The 16,325-nt window shown below is 72.4% G+C and carries 12 protein-coding genes; 8 read left to right on the top strand and 4 right to left on the bottom strand.

Annotated features, from left to right (window positions below; genetic code table 11):
• On the top strand, positions 1-390 hold a 390-nt coding region (locus Mam01_RS04645; RefSeq protein ID WP_204284242.1), incomplete at its 5' end, for an IMP dehydrogenase.
• A 57-nt stretch (positions 391-447) separates the two neighbouring features.
• Here Mam01_RS04645 and nagA read toward each other — a convergent pair.
• The gene (gene nagA / locus Mam01_RS04640) at positions 448-1,581 is read right to left on the bottom strand and encodes an N-acetylglucosamine-6-phosphate deacetylase (RefSeq protein WP_204284241.1); all 1,134 of its coding nucleotides are present in this window, start codon (positions 1,579-1,581) and stop codon (positions 448-450) included.
• 249 nt (positions 1,582-1,830) lie between these two features.
• Between nagA and Mam01_RS04635 the strand changes: the two genes are divergently transcribed.
• Positions 1,831-3,591 (top strand): glycerol-3-phosphate dehydrogenase/oxidase, encoded by a 1,761-nt coding sequence (locus Mam01_RS04635; RefSeq protein WP_150930760.1) that lies wholly within the window; start codon positions 1,831-1,833, stop codon positions 3,589-3,591.
• 40 nt (positions 3,592-3,631) lie between these two features.
• Here the strand turns inward: Mam01_RS04635 and Mam01_RS04630 are convergent, their stop codons facing one another.
• Both Mam01_RS04630 and Mam01_RS04625 read right to left on the bottom strand, forming a co-directional pair.
• Positions 3,632-5,110 (bottom strand): AAA family ATPase, encoded by a 1,479-nt coding sequence (locus Mam01_RS04630; RefSeq protein ID WP_204284240.1) that lies wholly within the window; start codon positions 5,108-5,110, stop codon positions 3,632-3,634.
• A gap of 63 nt (positions 5,111-5,173) precedes the next feature.
• The gene (locus tag Mam01_RS04625; protein WP_204284239.1) at positions 5,174-7,156 is read right to left on the bottom strand and encodes a beta-propeller domain-containing protein; all 1,983 of its coding nucleotides are present in this window, start codon (positions 7,154-7,156) and stop codon (positions 5,174-5,176) included.
• A gap of 123 nt (positions 7,157-7,279) precedes the next feature.
• On the opposite strand from Mam01_RS04625, the gene Mam01_RS04620 reads away from it, so the two are divergent.
• From Mam01_RS04620 to Mam01_RS04595, 6 genes are all read left to right on the top strand, one after another.
• The gene (locus tag Mam01_RS04620; RefSeq protein ID WP_204284243.1) at positions 7,280-7,855 is read left to right on the top strand and encodes a TetR/AcrR family transcriptional regulator; all 576 of its coding nucleotides are present in this window, start codon (positions 7,280-7,282) and stop codon (positions 7,853-7,855) included.
• 114 nt (positions 7,856-7,969) lie between these two features.
• On the top strand, positions 7,970-8,992 hold the full coding sequence (locus Mam01_RS36350) for an alpha/beta fold hydrolase (RefSeq protein ID WP_239101041.1): 1,023 nt from the start codon (positions 7,970-7,972) through the stop codon (positions 8,990-8,992).
• A 66-nt stretch (positions 8,993-9,058) separates the two neighbouring features.
• The gene (locus tag Mam01_RS04610) at positions 9,059-10,615 is read left to right on the top strand and encodes a succinic semialdehyde dehydrogenase (RefSeq protein ID WP_204284238.1); all 1,557 of its coding nucleotides are present in this window, start codon (positions 9,059-9,061) and stop codon (positions 10,613-10,615) included.
• A 32-nt stretch (positions 10,616-10,647) separates the two neighbouring features.
• Positions 10,648-12,366 (top strand): FAD-dependent oxidoreductase, encoded by a 1,719-nt coding sequence (locus Mam01_RS04605; RefSeq protein ID WP_204284237.1) that lies wholly within the window; start codon positions 10,648-10,650, stop codon positions 12,364-12,366.
• A 177-nt stretch (positions 12,367-12,543) separates the two neighbouring features.
• Entirely contained in the window at positions 12,544-14,091 is a 1,548-nt protein-coding gene (gene guaA, locus Mam01_RS04600) for a glutamine-hydrolyzing GMP synthase (RefSeq protein ID WP_150930748.1), read from the top strand.
• A gap of 47 nt (positions 14,092-14,138) precedes the next feature.
• Positions 14,139-15,437 carry an acyltransferase family protein gene (locus Mam01_RS04595; protein WP_373868682.1) on the top strand — a complete coding sequence of 433 codons (1,299 nt, stop codon included), beginning with the start codon at positions 14,139-14,141 and terminating at the stop codon, positions 15,435-15,437.
• Here Mam01_RS04595 and Mam01_RS04590 read toward each other — a convergent pair.
• On the bottom strand, positions 15,376-16,119 hold the full coding sequence (locus Mam01_RS04590) for a polysaccharide deacetylase family protein (RefSeq protein ID WP_204284235.1): 744 nt from the start codon (positions 16,117-16,119) through the stop codon (positions 15,376-15,378). The genes Mam01_RS04595 and Mam01_RS04590 overlap by 62 nt on opposite strands.
• Positions 16,120-16,325 lie beyond the last annotated feature (206 nt).

Raw genomic sequence — 16,325 nt, 5'->3', positions numbered from 1 at the left:
CCCCGCCGCGACTACATGGACGAGTCGGGCGGCCGGTACGTCCACGTCATCGCCGACGGCGGCATGGGCGGCTCCGGCGACATCGCCAAGGCCATCGCCTGCGGCGCCGACGCCGTGATGGTGGGCTCCCCGCTCGCCCGGGCCAGCGAGGCCCCCGGCCGCGGCTTCCACTGGGGTTCGGAGGCCCACCACCCCGAGCTTCCGCGCGGCAAGCGGGTCGAGTTCGGCACGATCGGCACGCTGCGGGAGATCCTGCACGGCCCGTCGTCGCTGGCCGACGGCTCGATGAACCTGCTCGGCGCGCTGCGCCGGACGATGGCCACGGCCGGTTACTCCGACCTCAAGGAGTTCCAGCGCGTCGAGGTCGTCGTCGCCCCGCCGCAGCGCTGACCCGTCGCCAGGAGGGCCGGGCCGCAGGGCCCGGCTCCCGGCTTCTCAGAACAGCGATCAAGGACGGCGGACCCAGGCGCCGCGCTTCATCACGCCCGCGACGCCCAGGTCCTCGTCGAGCACGACGAGGTCGGCGTACCTGCCGACCGTGATCGAGCCGGTCTCGCCGTCCAGACCGAGGACCCGGGCGGGGGTGAGGGAGGCCATCCTGGCGGCGTCCACGAGCGAGCGCCCGACCTCCCGCACCGTACGGCGGAACGCCGCGTCCATGGTGAGCGTGCTGCCGGCGATCGCGCCTCCCTCGGCGAGGCGGGCCACGCCGTCCTTCACGTCCACGGTCATCGGGCCGAGCGGATAGCGCCCGTCGCCCATGCCCGCCGCCGCCATCGCGTCGGTGATCAGCGCCGTCCGGTCCGCGCCCGCGGCGTCCATGGCCAGGCGCAGCATGGCCGGGTGCACGTGGACCCCGTCGTTGATCAGTTCGACCGTCACCCGCTCGTCCTGCAGCAGCGCCGCGACCGGCCCCGGCGCGCGGTGGCCGAGCGGCGGCAAGGCGTTGTAGAGGTGGGTCGCCACGGTCGCGCCCGCCTCGATGCCGTCGAGCGTCTGCTCGTAGGTCGCGTCGCTGTGCCCCAGGGCGGCGACGACCCCTTCGGCGGCGGCCTCCCTGATCACGTCGAGCGCGTCCGGCAGTTCGGGCGCGATCGTCAGCATCCGGACGTGGCCCCGCCCGGCCTTCACCAGCGCCCGGAACTCCGCCACGTCGGGCGCGCGCAGCAGCGTGGGTTCGTGCGCGCCGCAGCGCGACCTCGCGATGTACGGCCCCTCGAAGTGGACGCCGGCGATGAGACCCTGCTCGCACAGGTCGGCGAGCACCGACGCGGCCCGCGCGAGCGTGCCGGGCGCCGCGGTGACCAGGCTGGCCACGAGGGTGGTCGAGCCATGGCCCAGATGGAAGGCGGCGACCTCGGCGGCGGTCTCCGGGTCGCCGTCCGGGAAGCTCCCGCCCGCGCCCCCATGGGAGTGGATGTCCACGAAGCCGGGGACGACCGTGCGCCCGCCCAGGTCGTGTCCGTCGCGAGGCGCCTGCCCGCGCCCGATGTGGGTGATCCTGCCGTCCTCGATGGTGAGCCAGCCGTCGTGGACGCCGTCGGGAGTGACGATGCGGGCATCGGAGAGAGTCGCGCTCATGCCGCCCATCCTTCCGCGTACGGCCCGTGCCCGCCGCGCGGGGTGTCACGCGGGCCGGCCGTGCTCAGCCGTGGTCAGCCGGGCACGGCCGGGCGGTGCGGGAGATCGTCGCCGGCTTCCGCCGCCGCAGGATCACCCCCTGACTTCTCCGTAGATCATTCAGAAAGCGGGGACATAGGGGGATTCCGGGGTACCTACCCGCGGGTAGATTTACCACGGCAGAGGCGAAGGGCGTACAGAGGGAGCCCTATGACGGCGAGGATGGGGACGGCGCGGCTGGGCCCGGAGGAACGGGCCACCGCTATGGAGCGGATGGCGGCGCAGGAGCTCGACGTGGTCGTGATCGGCGGCGGGGTGGTCGGCGCGGGCGTCGCGCTCGACGCCGCGACCCGCGGGCTCTCGGTGGGGCTGGTGGAGGCGCGCGACTTCGCCTCCGGCACGTCGTCGCGGTCCTCCAAGCTGATCCACGGCGGGCTGCGCTATCTCGAGCAGCTCAACTTCGACCTGGTCAGAGAGGCGCTGAGGGAACGTTCCCTGCTGCTGAGGCGGATCGCGCCACACCTGGTCAAGCCAGTGCCGTTCCTGTTCCCGCTCACGCACCAGGGCTGGGAGCGGCCGTACATCGGGGCGGGGCTCGTCCTGTACGACACGCTGGGGCTCTCCTACGGCCTCACCCGGGGGGTGCCGGGGCACCGTCACCTGACCCGGCGCCAGGCGCTGCGGGTCGCCCCCTCGCTGCGCAGGTCGGCGTTCACCGGGGCCGTGCAGTACTGGGACGCCCAGGTCGACGACGCCCGCTTCGTGATGACGACCCTGCGCACCGCCGCGACGTACGGCGCGCACGTCGCCTCGCGGGTGCAGGCCGTGGGGTTCCTGCGCGAGGGGGAGCGGGTCACCGGGGTGCGCGTGTGCGACCTGGAGACGGGCGCGGAGTTCGACGTGCGCGCCCGCCAGGTCGTCAACGCCACCGGCGTCTGGACCGACGACATCCAGCAGCTCGTCGGCGGCCGGGGGCAGATCCACGTGCGCGCGTCCAAAGGCATCCACCTCGTGGTGCCGCGCGACCGCATCCACTCGCTCAGCGGGCTGATCATGCGTACGGAGAAGTCCGTGCTGTTCGTCATCCCGTGGGGCCGGCACTGGATCCTCGGAACCACCGACACCCGCTGGACGCTCGACAAGGCCCACCCGGCGGCCTCCCGCGCGGACATCGACTATCTGCTCGACCGGGTCAACTCGGTCCTCTCGGTGCCGCTCACCAGGGACGACGTCGAGGGCGTGTACGCCGGGCTGCGCCCGCTGCTGGCGGGGGAGTCCGAGGAGACCAGCAAGCTCTCGCGCGAGCACGTCGTCACCCACCCCGTGGCCGGGCTCGTCATGGTGGCGGGCGGCAAGTTCACGACGTACCGCGTCATGGCGGCCGACGCCGTGGACGCGGTCGCGCACGGGCTCGACCAGCGCGTCCCGCCGTCGTGCACCGACCAGGTGCCGCTCGTCGGGGCGGAGGGCTACCAGGCCCTGTGGAACTCCCGCCACCGCCTGGCGCGGTCCTCGGGGCTGCACGTGGCCCGGATCGAGCACCTGCTGGAGCGGTACGGCTCGCTGATCGACGAGGTGCTGGCGCTCGTCGAGAAGGACCCCTCGCTGGGCCGGCCGCTCGACGGCGCCGACGACTACCTGCGCGCGGAGATCGTGTACGCCGCGACGCACGAGGGCGCCGGGCACCTCAACGACGCGCTGACCCGGCGCACCCGCATCTCGATCGAGACCTTCCATCGGGGGACCGCCGTCGCCCAGGAGGCCGCCGAGCTCATGGCCGGCCCGCTCGGCTGGGACGCCGACCAGGTCAAGCGGGAGGTCGAGTACTACACCAAGCGGGTGGAGGCGGAGCGTGCCTCCCAGGAGCAGGACACCGACCAGGAGGCCGACGCGATCCGCCTCGGCGCGCCGGAGATCGTCCCCGTCGCCCCTCCGCGTGATCTAGCGAAGGCCCCCGGCAACGCGAACTGACCCCTCTCACGCGAAGGGGATCCACGCCCGGCCTCGCCGGTCAGTCCCGCCCGTACAGCGCGGGCAGGTCCACGAGGAGGACGGCGGGGTCCCGCGCGGCCTCGGCCCGGAGGTCGTCGTCGAAACCGGCTCCGCTGTAGCAGGCCAGCACGGTTCCGGAGGTCTCGTAGCCCTTCGCCGACAGCAGGTCGCGGGCGCGGCGAAGGCGCTCCAGGTGGCGCACGCCCATGAGCTTGTCCCACTTGGCCTCACCCAGGGACCGGACAGTCCGGGGCTCGCCGGGATAGGCGGGGCCGAGGACGGCCACATCCACGTCGATCTGGGTCCTGGCCACCGGGTCGGCCACCGTGCCGGCCGCGACCTCGCCGATGCCGCCCTCGCCGAAGTGCTCCCGGCCGTGGCGCAACGCGTACTCCCGGCAGAGCGTCTCGAAGTGCGGCCCCATCACCTTCGACAGGAAACGCTGACGGGAGCGCCGCCAGACCTCCTCGGCGAGACCGAGGCCGAGGTCCGACCACTCCGGACGCATGATCGCCTGGTAGAAGGTGATGAGCGGCTCCGCGATGCGGTACCGCGTCCGTCCCGACCGGAAGGCGTCCTTCTCCCTGACCAGCAGCCCGCAGCCCTCCAGGACGTTGAGCGGGTGGGCGATGTCGGAGGACCTGTACCCGATGTGGCCGGCGATGCCGCCCCAGGTGTTGTTCCCCGCCGCGACCGCGGAGAGAACGGAGTGGTAGAGGGCGGGGTCGCGGATATCGGGCTCTTCCGCCAGCAGGTAGCGGCCTTCCCGGAAGATGGACGTCCTGCGGTCGAGGACCGTACGGACCACCCATCGGTCGAAGTCCTCGACCGACTCCGGCCGGTCGCCCTGCACGAACTCGTCCCGGTAGGCCGGGGTGCCGCCGACGACCGCGTGAAGCATCGCTGCCAGGCGCGGGTCGTCCGGCACGTCCCAGAACGCCGCGGCGTCCCGGTAGGGCAGCGACTGGATCACGAGCTCCAGGCGGGCCCGGCCCCGCAGCGGCGCCTGTCCGGAGAGGATCCTGCCCATGACCGGCAGCGCGGAGCCGCAGATCAGCACCCGTGCGTTGCTCGTGCCTCCGTGCGTGCGGCCACGCAGGTCGATCTCCTGCTTGAGCAGGGAGGGCAGAGCCGGGTTGGCCTTCATCAGATACGGGAACTCGTCGATGATCAGCGGCCTCGGGCCGCCTTCGGCCAGCGAGAAGAAGAAGGTGAGCGCGTCGCGCCAGTCCGCGAACGGGTAACCCACCGAAGAGCCGGTGTGTCTGGCCAAGGCCGTGCCGAACAGGCGGAGCAGCTCGATCTCCGTGCCTTCCGTAGCCTCGAAGTAGAAACCACCGAGAGCCTCGGCCAGGTTCCTGAGCAGGAAGGTCTTCCCCTGCCTGCGGCGGCCGCTGACGACGCCGAAGGCCACCTCCGCCTGGGTGCCGGTCGCGAAGGAGGTCAGCGCCTCCCACTCCCAGTCCCGCTCGAAGATGTGTCCCGGTTTGGCTACCAAGAGTGATCGTCCTGTCACTGAAATACGGTTTCGCTTGACCGTATTTCAGTGACAGGTGCGTCGTCAGGCGAAGGGGATCCACGCCTGGTCGGCCAGGGTGGTGGCGTCGCTGACCTTGAGGCCGGCGCCGGAGAGGGTCCACAGGTCGCCGCCGATGACGAGGGAACGGCGGATGCCCTGGCCGTCGGGGGCGAAGCCCTTCTTCGCGGCGGGCTTCGGGTGGGTCACGACGCCCAGCTTGGTGATCTCCCGGTCGCCGACCCGCAGTGCGAGGGCGGCGCTCTCCGTGACCTCGCCGTCGGCCCAGCTCTGCAGCGGGAGCACGGCCAGCCCGGTGGCGGGCCAGTAGAGGAAGGCGTGCGGGTCCCACTCGGCCTCCGAGCCGGAGTCCTTCCGGTGGAACCGCGACAGCACGGCGGGCGCGGCCGGGTCGGTGACGTCGAACAGCGAGATCTGGGTGCCGAGCGCCCGGCCCGCCTCGCTCGCCTCCTGGCCGATGCCGATGAGCCGTCCCTCGCCCGCCGGGTGGAGATAGGCGGAGAAACCGGTGATCTTCAGCTCGCCGGTCACCTTCGGCGCGGCCGGATCGCGCAGGTCCAGCGCGTACAGGGGGTCGGTCTGGCGGAAGGTCACCACGTAGCCGAGACCGCCGGTGAACCGCACCGAGTAGATCCGCTCGCCCCTGCCGAGACCCGTCACCGAGCCGGTCGGGGCGAGCGTGGCGGCGTCGAGTACGTACACGCCGCTCTCGCTCGTGCTCGGGCTCGCACCGAACACCTCGGCGCCGCTGGTCGTCGCCACCCGCAGATGGCCGTCGTACTCCGACAGGGAGTACTGGTTCAGCAGCCGTCCGGGCACCGATCCCGAGGTGACGTAACGCGGCGCGCCGGGGCCGGAGACGTCGAAGCGGTGCACCTCCGTGCGCTCGGGCGGCGCCGTCGGCGTGGGCGCGGGCGTCGAGCTTTCCGGCCCAGGGGTCTCCGGTCCCGAGCTTTCCGGGACGGGCACCACGTCGATGGGGCGGGCCGTCCACCATTGCGGATTGCTGGTGACGTAGAGGCTGCCCGCCGTGCCGTACACCGTGTCGCCGTCGGCCGCGACCGCGATCGGTGACGCAGAACCGAACGGCGCGGCGGCGGCCAGGTCGATCGTGTGGACGGTCAGCATCGAGGTGCCGGTGAAGCTGTCGGGGTGGCTGACCTGGTCACACCCGACCCGCTCGGTGCGGCCCGCGCCGCCGGTCCCGCCGCCCGTCTCGATCTCGTACGACGGCAGCCACGCGTCGGCGGGGGCGGCCAGCACGGCCCGCCGGTTGGCGTCGAGCATCTCCCGCTCCGACGCGCCCTCCTTCGGTGCCGGGAGGGCGACGTCCGGCTGGGACCGGACGACGAGCCGCACCGTGGAGCCGGACTGCCGGGCGTCGACGTGCTGCCCGTGCGCGGTCATCGCGCCGAGGACGCGCGGCTCGCCGGAGAGGTCCACGAGCACGTACCTCGGGCCGCCGGGGCCGACCCGGGCCGAGGCCCTCGCCCCGAACGGGATCACCCCGCCCTGGAACAGCACGAGTGTGCGGTCGCCGTGGACCAGCAGATCGGCCTCGGCCCACCACTGGTCGTCGGCGACGAGCCGCAGCGTCCCGGTGACCCGCCGGGTTCTCGCGTCCACGACGCGCAGCACGCCCCCGGAGACCGTGATCACCCGGTCGCCGTCGGTCTTGACCAGGTCAGGCTCGTCCACGCCCGCCTCGTGCGTGTTCGTGGTGGAGAACGGCTGCTCGGGCGCCGCCTGCTTTGCCCCGCCCGCGTCCTCGCGGGCCGCGAAGAGCATCGCGTCGCCGAACCCCCAGGGCGTCACGTTCCGCGCGGCGGCCCGCCGCAGCCCTTCCGTCATCTCCGCGCAGTCCGTGTACGAGACGAGCCGGATCTTCCCGGTCAGGTCCACCGGAGACGGCGGGGCGTCCTGCGTCGTACGGCCGCCCGCGCAGCCCGTGGCTCCCGCCGCGAGCAGGGCGGCGAGCACGCCCGCCGTACGGATCGATGTCCTCATGCCCCCATGACGGATCACGCCCGGCCTCGGTTCGACGGGCCGGAACCGCTTCCCGCGGCTTGGCGTCCAAGCTATGATCTAGGACTATTAGGTAAAAACCTAGGTTAATAAGGATGGGTGCGTATGGCACGGGCCGGGCTGACGGCCGACCGGGTGACGCTCACCGGCGCCGAACTGGCGGACGAGGTCGGGCTCGAGCACGTGACCATGTCGGCCGTGGCGCGACGCCTCGGGGTGAAGGACGCCAGCCTCTACGCGCACGTCCGCGGCCTGGAGGACCTGCGCGGGCGGATCGCGCTGCTCGCGGCGGACGAGAAGACCACCCGCATCGCGGAGGCGATCGCCGGGCGGGCCGGCAAGGACGCGCTGGTGGCGTACGCGAACGCCTGGCGGGAGTACGCCCGCGACCACCCGGGCCGCTACGCGGCGACGCAGACCCCTGTCCAGATCGATCCGGAACTCGTGGCCCGGGCCTCCGGCCCGCGACGCGCCGTCGAGCTGACCTACAGCATGCTGCGGGCCTACGCGCTGGACGAACCCGACCTGACCGACGCGGTCCGGCTGCTGCGCAGCACGTTCCACGGCTTCACCAGCCTGGAGGCGGCGGGCGGGTTCGCGCACAGCCGCCCGGCGGAGGACTCCTGGGTGCGCGGTCTCGACGCCCTGCACACCCTTCTGACGAACTGGCCCCCCTCCTGACCACCGGCTTTCCCGATCCCCCGGCCTTCCTGACCATCGGCCCTCCCCACCACTGCCCGCGCTGTCCGCCGACCCCCGGGGCCACCGGCCCGGACACGACGAAGGAGATTCCGCATGACCAGCCCGACCATCGGCCGCCTGCGCGTGGACGGGGCGACCCTGCACTACGAGGTGCGCGGCGAGGGCCCGCTCCTGCTGCTGATCCCCGGTGGCACGGGCGGCGCGGCCTCCTTCGACGGCGTCGCCGACGACCTGTCGAACGGCTACACGGTCGTGGCCTACGACCCGCGCGGCCTGTCCCGCAGCCCGCTCGACGACCCGGAGGCCGAGCAGCGGGTCGCCCAGCACGCCGACGACGCGTTGCGGCTGCTGGAGTTGCTGTCTCCGGACGCGCCCGCCCGCGTGGCCGGCTGCAGCTCCGGCGCGATCGTCGCGCTGCACCTGCTGACCACCCGTCCCGAGCGGATCGACCGCGTCGTGGCGCACGAGCCTCCGGTGGTGGAGGTGCTGCCGGACGCCGCCGAGCACCGGGCGCTGCTCGCCCGCGTGCGGGACACGTTCCACCGGGAGGGGCTGATGCCCGCGGCCGCGGTGTTCGCGGCCGGCCTGAGGCGGCCCGGCTCCGCAACCCCCGCAACCCCCGCCGCATCCGTCGACGCCGGCGCAGCCGCAGGCGCCCCCGCCGACCGCGCCGCACCCGTCGGCCCCGGGGCCGCCCCCGCTGACGCCGCGAACACCCCCGCTGCATCAGCCGCACCCGCCCACGCCGACGCGCCCGCCGGCCCCGCGGACACCCCCGCCGACGCCGCCGCCTCCGCTGCCCCGAAGACCGCTGAGCTGCCTCCGGAGGCGGCGGCCCGGGTCGAGCGGACGATGGGGGACATGCCCTACTTCCTCGGGCGCATCGTGCCGAGCTTCATGGCCTACACCCCGGACGTGGACCGCCTGCGGGCCCTGTCGGACCGGCTGGTGCTCGCGGCCGGGGCCGACTCGGTCGGCGAGCTTCCCTACCGCCCCGCCGCCTTCCTGGCCGAGCGGTTCGGCACGCCGCTCGTCCACTTCCCCGGCGGGCACACCGGGCTCAGCACCCACCCCGCCGAGTTCGGCGAGCAACTCCGCAAGGTGCTGGACGCCTAGGGCTTGTGGCTTTTGGGTCATTACCTACCGGTAGCCACAGGCGATGCTCCGGAATATTCTTCCGGCATGGGTGCCATGAACCGGCTGCTCGACGCGGCCATGGTCGAGCGGATTCTCACGCACGTCTCCTCTGAGGGCAAGACGAGGGAGATCTTCGCGCCCTTCACCGGCGAGCTTCTCGCCGAGGTTCCGATCTCCACGCCCGAGGACGTCCGCGCGGCGTACGACAGGGCCCGGGCGGCGCAGGAGGCGTGGGCGGCGCTGCCGGTCCGTGAGCGGGTGAAGCCCTTCGTGCGGCTCCACGACGTGATCCTCGACCGCCGCCGGGAGCTGCTCGACGTCGTGCAGTGGGAGACCGGGAAGGCGCGCCGGCACGCGTACGAGGAGCTTCTCGACGTGGCGGGCTGCGCGCTCTACTTCGCGCGGCGCGCGCCCGGCCTGCTGGAGCCGCAGGGCAGGCAGGGCATCTTCCCGATCGCCACGCGCGCGGCCGAGGTGCGGCACCCCAAGGGCGTGGTCGCGGTGATCAGCCCGTGGAACTACCCCCTGGCCCTGGGGGTGACCGACGTCGTCCCCGCGCTGATCGCGGGCAACGCCGTCGTCCACAAGCCGGACACGCAGACGCCGCTGTCCGCGCTGTGGACCATCGACCTGCTGGCCGAGCTGGGCATGCCGCGCGACATCTGGCAGGTCGTGCTGGGCGACCCCGAGGACGTCGGCGATCCGTTGCTGGACGGCGCGGACTACGTCGCGTTCACCGGCTCGACGCGCGGCGGGCGGAAGATCGCCGAGGAGGCGGCCAGGAGGCTCGTCGGCTGCTCGCTCGAACTCGGCGGCAAGAACCCGATGATCGTGCTGGACGACGCCGACCTCGACGTGGCCGCCCAGGGCGCGATCAGGGCCTGCTTCACCAACGCCGGGCAGCTGTGCATCTCGATGGAGCGGCTCTACGTGCACGAGTCGGTCGCCGACCCCTTCCGCGACAAGTTCGTCCGTGCGGCGGGGAACATGAGGATCGGCGCCGGCCTCGACTGGGACGTCCAGATGGGTTCGCTCACCCACCGGCGGCAGGTCGACGCGGTCTCGGCGCACGTCGCCGACGCGGTCGCCAAGGGCGCGACCGTGCTGACCGGCGGCCGGCCCCGCCCCGACCTCGGCCCGCTGTTCTACGAGCCGACGATCCTGGAGGGCGTCACCGAGGACATGGCGGTCTGCCGGGACGAGACGTTCGGGCCGGTCGTGTCGCTCTACCGCTTCAGGGACGAGGACGAGGCGGTCCAGGCGGCCAACGACACGGCGTACGGGTTGAACGCCTCGGTCTGGACCAGGGACGTCGCGCGGGGCCGCCGCCTCGCGGCCCGGATCAAGGCGGGCACCGTCAACATCAACGAGGGGTACGCCTCGGCGTACGCCTCCTATGACGCGCCGATGGGCGGGATGAAGTCGTCCGGCCTCGGCCGCCGCCACGGCTCGGAGGGCCTGCTGAAGTACACCGAGGTGCAGACGGTGGCCAGCCAGGCCACCTGGCTGGGCTTCGAGCCGATCCTCGGCATGACCTACGAGAGGTACGCCGACACGCTCGCCGGGCTGCTCAAGACCATGAAGCGCCTGCACCTCAAGTGAGAAAGGCAGGATAAGCGAGAAAGGGCGGGGCGTTGGACTACGACGTCGTGGTGATCGGGTCGGGGTTCGGCGGGAGCGTGGCCGCGCTGCGGCTCAGCGAGAAGGGCTACTCGGTCGGCGTCCTGGAGGCCGGCCGGAGGTTCGACGAGACGACCCTGCCGAAGACCTCCTGGCGGGTCAGGGACTTCCTGTGGGCACCCGCGCTCGGGCTCAGGGGCATCCAGCGCATCCACGTCCTGCGCGGGACGAACGGCGTGATGGTGCTGGCCGGCGCCGGGGTCGGCGGCGGCTCGCTGGTCTACGCCAACACGCTCTACGAGCCGCTCGACCCGTTCTTCCGCGATCCCCAGTGGGCGCACATCACCGACTGGAAGGCCGAGCTCGGGCCGTACTACGACCAGGCCAGGCGGATGCTCGGCGTGGTGGAGAACCCGACCGTCACCGCCGCCGACGAGGTGATGAAGAAGGTTGCCGAGCGGATGGGCGTCGGCCACACCTTCCGCCTCGCTCCGGTCGGAGTGTTCTTCGGCGAACCCGGGGCCGAGGTCGACGATCCCTACTTCGGCGGCGTGGGGCCGCGCCGCCGCGGCTGCGTCGAGTGCGGCGAGTGCATGACCGGCTGCCGCCACGGCGCCAAGAACATGCTGACCAAGAACTACCTCCACCTGGCCGAGAAGGCGGGGGCGAGGGTCCGCCCGGAGACCACCGTGACCGGTGTGCGCCCGGTCGAGGGCGGCTACGCGATCACGGTGCGGCGCACCGGGCCGTTCGGGCGCACCCGCACCCTGACCGCCGCGCAGGTGGTCTTCGCCGCCGGGACGTACGGCACGCAGCACCTGCTGCACCGGCTCAGGGCGACCACGCTGCCGCGCGTCTCGCCCCGGCTCGGCGCGCTGACCAGGACGAACTCCGAGGCGTTGCTCGGGTTCGAGCGGCCGGACACCAAGGGCGTGAAGCTCAACCGGGGCGTGGCGATCACCTCCTCGATCCACCCCGACGCCGAGACCCACATCGAGCCGGTCCGGTACGGCGACGGCTCCAACGCGATGGGCCTGCTGCGCACGCTGCTGGTCGACGGCGGCGGACGGGCGCCGCGCTGGCTGAGGTTCCTCGGAGCGGCGCTGCGCCGCCCGCACCTGCTGCTCCGGCTGTTCAACCACCGCAGGTGGTCGGAGCGCGCGGTCATCGCCCTCGTCATGCAGGCCAAGGACAACTCGATCACGCTCTCGCTCAGGGGCGGCAGGCTCAGGGCGGGCCCCGGCCACGGCGAGCCCAACCCCACCTGGATCCCCGCCGGGCACCGGGCCGTGCGCCTCGCGGCCGAGGAGATCGGCGGCCTGCCGGGCGGCTCCTGGCTCGATCTCTTCGACATCCCGGCGACCGCGCACTTCCTCGGCGGCTGCGCGATCGGCGACTCGCCCGAGACCGGGGTGATCGACCCCTATCACCGCGTCTACGGGTACGAGGGCCTGCACGTCGTGGACGGCTCCGCCGTCTCGGCCAACCTCGGCGTGAACCCCTCCCTGACGATCACGGCCCAGGCCGAGCGGGCGATGGCGCTGTGGCCCAACAAGGGCGAGCCCGACCCGCGCCCGGCCCCCGGCTCGCCGTACCGGCGGGTCACGCCGGTGCGGCCGGTCAGGCCGGTGGTGCCCGCCGCCGCGCCCGGCGCGCTCCACCTGCCGATCGCCGGCGTCACCCACGGCGGTGTCGCCCACGGCTGCGCGGCCCCGGGCGGCGGCACGTCCTGACCGGCCTCTCCGCCGCATGCCGCCGCCCGGCGCGCGTGGCGGGCGTGGATGGCGGTCGCCGCGGTGGGGTGGGCGTGAGCGGGGGGCGCGGCTGGGGTGGGCGGGCGCGGGCGGGGCGCGTCACCGCGCCGATAGACTGGCGTCACCGCCTCGCATCCTTCCTGGGGGTCCCTTCCAGTGTCCGACTTCGACACCGTCCTCGTCGTGGACTTCGGCGCGCAGTACGCGCAGCTGATCGCGCGACGGGTGCGTGAGTGCCACGTCTACTCCGAGATCGTCCCGTCGACGATGCCGGTCTCCGAGATGCTGGAGAGGAAGCCCAAGGCGATCATCCTGTCCGGCGGCCCGTCGTCGGTGTACGCCGAGGGTGCCCCGCCCGTGCCGGACGGCCTGTTCGAGACCGGGGTGCCGACCTTCGGCATCTGCTACGGCTTCCAGGCCATGGCCAGAGCCCTCGGGGGTGAGGTCGCCAAGACCGGCACCGCCGAGTTCGGCGGGACCTCGCTCAAGGTCCTGCAGGAGGGCCTGCTGTTCGCCGGGCTGCCCGTCGCGCAGACCGTCTGGATGTCGCACGGCGACTCGGTGGTCGGCGCCCCGGCCGGGTTCTCCGTCACCGCCGCCACCTCCGCCACCCCGGTCGCCGCGATGGAGGACTCCTCCCGCGGCCTGTACGGCGTGCAGTTCCATCCTGAGGTGCTGCACTCCGAGCACGGGCAGCAGGTGCTCAGGCACTTCCTGGAGGCGGCCGGCTGCCGCCCCTCGTGGACCATGCTCAACATCGTCGAAGACGCCGTCGAGGCCGTGCGCGCGCAGGTGGGCGACGGCCGGGCGATCTGCGGGCTGTCGGGCGGCGTCGACTCCGCCGTGGCCGCAGCGATCGTCCAGCGGGCCATTGGTGACCGACTGACCTGCGTCTTCGTCGACCACGGCCTGCTGCGCAAGGGCGAGGCCGAGCAGGTCGAGCGCGACTTCGTCGAGGTCACCGGTGTGAAGCTGCGGGTCGTGGACGCCTCCGAGCGCTTCCTCAAGGCGCTGTCGGGCGTGACCGACCCCGAGGAGAAGCGCAAGATCATCGGCCGGGAGTTCATCCGGGTCTTCGAGGACGAGGCCCGCGCCATCATCGCCGACGGGCCGGTCGACTTCCTCGTCCAGGGCACCCTCTATCCGGACGTCGTCGAGTCGGGCGGCGGCACCGGCACCGCCAACATCAAGTCCCACCACAACGTCGGCGGGCTCCCCGACGACCTCAAGTTCCAGCTCGTGGAGCCGTTGCGCACGCTGTTCAAGGACGAGGTGCGGCGGGCCGGCGAGGAGCTCGGCCTGCCCCCGGCGATGGTCTGGCGTCAGCCGTTCCCCGGGCCCGGCCTCGGTATCCGGATCATCGGCGAGGTCACCCGCGAGCGCCTCGACCTGCTGCGCGAGGCCGACGCCATCGCCCGCGAGGAGCTGACCCGCGCCGGTCTCGACCGCGACATCTGGCAGTGCCCGGTCGTGCTGCTGGCCGACGTCCGCTCGGTCGGCGTGCAGGGCGACGGCCGCACCTACGGCCATCCGGTCGTTCTGCGCCCGGTGACCTCCGAGGACGCGATGACCGCCGACTGGTCGCGGGTGCCGTACGACGTGCTGGCCCGGATCTCCACCCGGATCACCAACGAGGTGCGCGAGGTCAACCGCGTGGTGCTCGACGTGACGAGCAAGCCGCCGGGCACCATCGAATGGGAGTGACCGGTAACAACCGGTGTGAATCCGGCGCGGCTGGATAGTGTTGCTCGGTGACTGCCACAGAGCGCGAGACCCCGCGGCCTGACGCCACGCCACCGCACGCTGCCGATCGTCCTGCCCAGAGTTCTGTCCAGAGTTCTGCCCAGGGCCCTGCCGGACGCCCCGCCGGGGCCGGTCGGCTGGCCTGGCTCGACGCGCTGCGCGGGATCGGCGCGATGGCGGTGGTCGCCGAGCACGCGCTGCCCTGGGTGATGCCGTCGCTCCGCCCCTACTGGTTCAACCTGGGCATGTACGGCGTGCTGGTCTTCTTCCTGGTCAGCGGGTACATCATCCCCGCGTCCCTGGAGAAGAGGGGCGACGTCGGCGCGTTCTGGATCAGCCGGGTCTTCCGCCTGTATCCCCTCTATCTGCTCGTGATCGTCTTCGTGCTGGTCATGGCGGTCTGGGTGCCGGTGCGCCAGGAGGTGCCCCGCCATCCCTCGGCCGTGGCCGCGCACCTGAGCATGCTGCTCGACGTCGTCCACATCGGCGCCGTCGCCGACCCGATGTGGACGCTGTCGTACGAGATGGTGTTCTACCTGCTGGTGACCGCGTTGTTCGCGGGCGGGATGCACCGGCGCAGCGGGATGCTGGCGATCGTCTTCGGGGTGGTCGCGGTCGCGGCCGGGCTGGTGCTCTCGGCGCCGCTGCTGCCCGGCCACTGGCCGGCCGTCGCGGCCGGCGTGGTGTTCGTCGCGGGCCTGGTCTGCCTGATCACGGGCCGGTTCCGCACGGTCGCGGCGTACGCGCTGGGCCTGATGGCGCTCGTGCTGCTGCTGTTCGGCAGCTTCGTGCCGTGGTTCGGCGCGGCCATCCTCGCGGTGATGTTCACGGGGACGGCGCTGTACCGGTGGGAGCGGGGCACGGCCGGGCTCGGCCCGGTCGTGGCCGCGGCGGTCCTCGTGGCCGCCGCGCCCGTATGGTCGGCGCAGGCCGGTTGGTGGTGGGTGCAGCCCGACGTCTGGATCACGACGATCGTGCTCGCCGGGGTGACGTTCGCGATCGGCATGGCGCTGCGCGGCAGGCGCGTCCCCGGCGTGCTGACCTGGCTCGGCCTGATCAGCTATTCGGTGTACCTGCTGCACCATCCGCTGCTGAAGTATCTCAACGCGCTCGTCGGGGACCTGAAGTCGGTGACGGACACCGGCCGGGCGGCCCTCGCGCTCGGCTACCTCGCGGGGATGCTGACGCTGAGCTGGCTGACCTACCGCTTCGTGGAGTCGCCGGCCCAGCGCCTGGGCCGGCGGATCACTCGACGGTCATCGTCATCGAGTCACGCGTCGGGTCGGGATATACCTGTCCCGGGATGAGCTCCTCGCCCTCCAGCAGGGTGGACACGGTGACGAAGTGGTAGCCCTGGGCGGTCAGCTCCTTGAGCACCTTCGGCATCGAGTCCACGGTCTCCTTGACCGTCTCGTGCATCAGGACGACCTCGCCCTCCCCGGCCACCTCCAGGGCCCGTGAGGTGAGGAGGTCCACGTCCCGGTAGTCCTTGATGTAGTCCTTCGTGGCGGACGTGCCCGGGATCTGGACGAGCCCGAACTTGGCGGTGATCTCCTCCACGCCGCCGTTGCGCAGCCCGCCGGGCGCGCGGAAGACCACCGGCGCCTTCCCGGTCGTCTTCGTGATCAGCCGCTGGGTGTCGCCGATCTTCTTGTTGATCTCGGCGTACGTGAGCTCGGTCAGATACCTGCCGTCCCACGAGTGGTTGCCGATCTCATGGCCGGCCTTGGCGATGGCCTGGGTGAGCTTCGGGTGCTTCTTCACCTCGGAGCCGATGAGGAAGAACGTGGCCTTCGCCTTGTACTTGGCGAGGGTCTTCAGCAGCGTCTGGTTGTACTGACCCGGACCATCGTCGAAGGTCAGGGCGATGCACTTGTGGGTCGCGCAGAACGGCTCACGGGCCGCGCGAGCGTGGGCGGGGGCGGGGAGGGTGGCGGCCGTCGCGAGGGCGCACGCGACCGCGAGAGGGATCAGACGACGTACGGCCATGGGGGGTACTCCTCGGAAATCTACAAGGCGGCATCGTAACGCGTCCGCCGCCACTTCCTCCCCTCCAGTCCGGTTCGGGCATGCAAATCCGGCATGGACATCCGGCATCGAGGCAGGGCCGGGAGCCGGCAAACCTTCGGCCAAGGAAGGGACTAAGGCGACTCCCGAGCGGGTGCTGTTCGCGATGCTGGGCCGGTCGGATGAGG

Origin of the sequence: Microbispora amethystogenes (assembly GCF_016863015.1) — a bacterium.
GTDB classification, from domain to species: domain Bacteria; phylum Actinomycetota; class Actinomycetes; order Streptosporangiales; family Streptosporangiaceae; genus Microbispora; species Microbispora amethystogenes.
The sequence above is the reverse complement of the archived record's forward strand: the minus strand, read 5'-3'. Positions and strand labels throughout refer to the sequence as shown.

Excerpts from the sequence above, each read along its gene's own strand:
- Mam01_RS04635 (WP_150930760.1), top strand. The coding sequence starts at position 1,831 with ATGACGGCGAGGATGGGGACGGCGCGGCTGGGCCCGGAGGAACGGGCC.
- Mam01_RS04620 (WP_204284243.1), top strand. The coding sequence starts at position 7,280 with ATGGCACGGGCCGGGCTGACGGCCGACCGGGTGACGCTCACCGGCGCC.
- Mam01_RS04590 (WP_204284235.1), bottom strand. The coding sequence starts at position 16,119 with ATGGCCGTACGTCGTCTGATCCCTCTCGCGGTCGCGTGCGCCCTCGCG.
- Mam01_RS36350 (WP_239101041.1), top strand. The coding sequence starts at position 7,970 with ATGACCAGCCCGACCATCGGCCGCCTGCGCGTGGACGGGGCGACCCTG.
- nagA (WP_204284241.1), bottom strand. The coding sequence starts at position 1,581 with ATGAGCGCGACTCTCTCCGATGCCCGCATCGTCACTCCCGACGGCGTC.
- Mam01_RS04610 (WP_204284238.1), top strand. The coding sequence starts at position 9,059 with ATGGGTGCCATGAACCGGCTGCTCGACGCGGCCATGGTCGAGCGGATT.
- Mam01_RS04625 (WP_204284239.1), bottom strand. The coding sequence starts at position 7,156 with ATGAGGACATCGATCCGTACGGCGGGCGTGCTCGCCGCCCTGCTCGCG.